The organism is Arthrobacter sp. P1_B4 (assembly GCF_056406555.1).
Map to the genome: position 1 here is coordinate 1 of NZ_JBFTZW010000156.1, position 3,715 is coordinate 3,715.

Here is a 3,715-nt window from a genome sequence, read left to right on the forward strand (position 1 = left end):
GGTGACCAGCAGTTCCACGACGTCCCAGAACGCGGTGCGGGTGACCCTCTCCGCGGCGTCCCCGGGCCGGGAGTGCCGCTGCATTTCCAGCGCGGTGACGACGACGGCGATCACCCCGGAGGCGTGCACCTCCTCGGCCAGGATGTAGGCGGCAAACGGCACCACCAGGGTGACGGCGCTCCGGGCCACCATGGAGGTCACCAGGCGGGTGATCAGGCTCGTGAGCCAGCCCATGCCGATCCCCACAACCACCGCGATCGCAGCTCCCAGGACAAACTGGAGGACGACGTCGGAGGCAATCTTGGTACCGGCGACGGCGGCGGCCACGGCCGCCTGGAAGATGACGATGGCAGCGGCGTCGTTGAACAGGCCCTCGCTCTGGAGCACGTTGATGAGCCGCCGCGGCATGTGGACCCGGCTGGCGATGGAGTCCACGGCCACGGGATCGGGCGGGGCCACCATGGCGCCCAGGGCGATCGCGGCCGGTATGCCGATGCCCGGGATCATGAGCCAGGCCGCGCCCGCGACCACCGCCGTCGAGACCACCACGAGCGCGACGGCAAGCATCAGCAACGTGCGCCAGCGGACCCGGAAAACAGCCCACGAACTGCGCTGCGCTGTCGCGAAGAGCAGCGGGGGCAGGAAAATGGGCAGGATCAGCTCCGGCGGGATCTGGATCTCCGGGAAGCCGGGGATGAACGTCAGGGCAACGGCCAGGATCAGCATCAGCACCGGGTAGGGCAGCCTCAGCTTCTCCCCGAGACCGACAGCGCCCACCGTAGCCAGCAGAAGTCCAACGATGAGTGCCAACTGATCCATGTGCCCGCTTTCCCCGGAGGCGGGCCGGGGCATCCCGGGTGGATGCGCGGACCGCCCCCACCACCCTATCGGGAAGGGTCCTGGGCTAGCCCAACGGTTCCAGCGCGGCCGCGAGCGGGAGCGTGCCGTCCCGGAACTCGATGGTGCGCCCGATCGTGGCCGGCAGCCCGAGGACCGCCGCCGCCACCAGGGCGACGTTGGCCCGGGCGGTTTCGGTGCCGTCGGACGTGTCGGCGGGGTCGACGTCGATCATCCCGTTGCCGGGTCCCGTGGTCAGCGTTCCGGGGCCCAGGACGGTCCAGTCAAGGCCTGAACCGCGCAGGTACTCATCCGCCGCGGCCTTGGCTTCGGCGTAGGCGAAGAAGCCGTTGTCCGCGGGGACTCCGTGGTCCGGCCCGGCCCCGAAATAGGACACCATGACGTACCTGCTGACGCCCGCTTCCGCCGCGGCGTCCATGGAACGGATCGCGGCGTCGCGGTCCACGGCGTAGGTCCGTTCGGGGCTGCCGCCGCCGGCTCCGGCCGACCACACCAGGGCGTCGTGTCCGTGGAGGGCTCCGGCGATCTGCGCCGTCGTCGCGTTCTCCACATCCAGCAGCGCCGGCGTGGCGCCGGTGGCCGCGACGTCGGCCGCATGGTCCGGGTTGCGGATAAAGGAGGTGACCCCGTGCCCTTCCGCCGCGAGGATCCTGGACAGTTCCAAAGCCACCTTGCCGTGGCCGCCGATAATTGCGATGCGCGTCATGGTCCCATTCTGTCCCACCGGACAGCGAACTGCTGCCCCATGGTCCACAGGTTGGTGGTGGTCCAGTAGATCAGGACGCCGATGGGGAACACGATCCCGCCCACACCGAAGACGACCGGCAGGCTGAACAGCAGCACCTTTTGCGGGCCCATGAGCGGAGTCGCCACGGCCTCGCCGGACAGGCTCCTGGCCATGATCTGCCGCTGCGTGATGAGCTGTGAGGCCGTCATGGCCAGGATCATCGCAATGGAGAGGATCCACACCGAGAGCTGACTGCCGCCGCCGCCGCCGTGCAGCAGCGAAGCCGAGAGCGGGGCGCCGAAAATTGTGGACTCGTCGAACTGCGCGACCTGTTCGGGGCTCATGGCCCCGACGCCCTGGCCGCTGGATTTGGCCGAGCTGATGCCGGACAGCATCTGGAACAGCGCGAAGAAGAAGGGCATCTGGATCAGCAGGGGCAGGCAGGCGGAGAACGGGTTGGTGCCGTGCGCCTTGTAGAGGGCCATCTGTTCCTGCGCCATGGCCTGGCGGGAGACCGGATCGGTCTTGCCCTTGTATTTGTCCTGGAGCTTCTTCAGGTCCGGCTGCAGCCGCCTCATGCGCTGCTGGACGTTGACCTGTTTGAGGAACACCGGGATCAGGGCGGCGCGGATCACCAGCACGAGCCCGATGATGGACAGCGTCCAGGTCCAGCCGCTGGCCGCCGGCATGCCGATGGCGCTGAGTCCGTCATGGAAACCCGCCATCATGGCTGAGACCAGCCATTTGAACGGGGCCATGATGGTGCCAAGAAGGTCCACTGATATCCCCAACCGTCAGTTGCTGCAAAGCTACGGCGAAACAAGCCGCTTGTCACGGGCTCGCGTTGCGGAAGGCACACCGCTGACCAGGAGACGATTCAGCCGGTGTCCGGGCGTGCCCGCACTGCACTGACGCCGTTGATTTTTTAATCCTCCCTGCGCGAAGTGCATTCCCGTAGTCGCCACCTTCCCCACCGACGAGCCGGTGCCGTGGCGGAGCTACAGCCGCCACTTGGGCCGCAAGCTATCCCCTAGCGTGGCCGAAAACAGGATTCCCTGAGCGTGTAGAGGTGGGAGGTACCAACCGCCCCCTCTCTCAGTCCCACTTTGGCCCAAACCCACCTCAGACGGGCCTGTCAGCTTCTATCCCGTACGACGTCGGAGGCGCTATCACTACCGGGGACAGCGGCGGGGCTGTCGCGGGTCCCTCCCCCTCCCCTTTGTGAGGGGGGCATGAGAGGACGGGGGCAACCGGACAGAATGTCAGGTGAAGGACCCGAGGACTGGATCCCCGCCCAGTAGGCTCGGGGCAAGGGCACCCTAGCGGCGGATTGTGGAGGCAAGGCAATCGTGGAAGGCATCGTGTTCATGCTTGTGGCGTCGGCGTGGTTCGTCTTCCGTAGGCGCATAGCCGCGTATCAGGTGTACCTGATCACGGAAAAGTTCAAAGTACTTGCCGTCAGGGACAAGGCTGAGCAAGCCCAGGGCATGGAGGGCATAGGCATCCTGTTCTGCTCGCTACTCTTCGGTGCCGGCGCCCTCATGGTGGTGCTCCACATTTTGTTCGACTGATATGTAGTGATCGTTTGTCAAGGGCGTGGGGAAGCGGTCCCGGGTTGGGTTGCCCGGGACCGCTTCCCATTTTGCTTGCCGGTGTGTCTGGCGGGGGTGGTCAGCGTGTCAATGGCGACGGCGCGGTCAGACTGATATGCGCGGGTTGGTTACCGCAGGACGAAGTGTTCGGCTGGAGGTTACCGCTGGTCTAGCTATGTCGGGCATGGCCGTTTCCGGCTGCCCATAGTCGAATCGCGGGTTTACTCCACGCGCTGCAAGAAACCGCTCCGCAGGGACGTTCCGGCAGTCCGTGCCCGGGCTGGCCGAGCGCGGAATCTAGTTGGTTATTGGCTGGGCTGGTCCGTTCTGGAAGCCAGAGACCAGCACCAGCCGGCGAGCTCCCGGGCGATGGCGACGTTCGCGATGACGGGTCGTTTGCGGCGTTCGAGATAACTGATCCAGCGGTTGTGGAGGCGCCGGTTGCCGGCATGACCCCGGGCCCTGGCATCCGGGCTGGCCATTTCCCATCGGGACCGCATCAGGTGGGATGGATGGTCGTATGGTCTGCGGTGGTGCC

General features: G+C 66.5%; 4 protein-coding genes and 1 pseudogene. 1 reads left to right on the forward strand and 4 read right to left on the reverse strand.

Annotated elements, in window-relative coordinates:
- The 3 genes from AC1D1W_RS20125 to yidC form a co-directional block, all read right to left on the reverse strand.
- Window positions 1–819: cation:proton antiporter (locus AC1D1W_RS20125; protein WP_476944631.1), on the reverse strand; the 819-nt coding region annotated here is incomplete at its 3' end.
- An 85-nt stretch (window positions 820–904) separates the two neighbouring features.
- Window positions 905–1,564 carry an NAD(P)H-binding protein gene (locus tag AC1D1W_RS20130; RefSeq protein WP_476944632.1) on the reverse strand — a complete coding sequence of 220 codons (660 nt, stop codon included), beginning with the start codon at window positions 1,562–1,564 and terminating at the stop codon, window positions 905–907.
- The gene (yidC, locus tag AC1D1W_RS20135; protein ID WP_476944633.1) at window positions 1,561–2,364 is read right to left on the reverse strand and encodes a membrane protein insertase YidC; all 804 of its coding nucleotides are present in this window, start codon (window positions 2,362–2,364) and stop codon (window positions 1,561–1,563) included. Before yidC ends, AC1D1W_RS20130 begins: the two co-directional genes overlap by 4 nt.
- 570 nt (window positions 2,365–2,934) lie before the next feature.
- Here yidC and AC1D1W_RS20140 point away from each other — a divergent pair.
- On the forward strand, window positions 2,935–3,156 hold the full coding sequence (locus AC1D1W_RS20140) for a hypothetical protein (RefSeq protein ID WP_243181119.1): 222 nt from the start codon (window positions 2,935–2,937) through the stop codon (window positions 3,154–3,156).
- A gap of 326 nt (window positions 3,157–3,482) precedes the next feature.
- On the opposite strand, the pseudogene AC1D1W_RS20145 reads toward AC1D1W_RS20140, so the two are convergent.
- Window positions 3,483–3,715, reverse strand: a pseudogene (locus AC1D1W_RS20145) (IS110 family RNA-guided transposase); the annotation flags it as partial.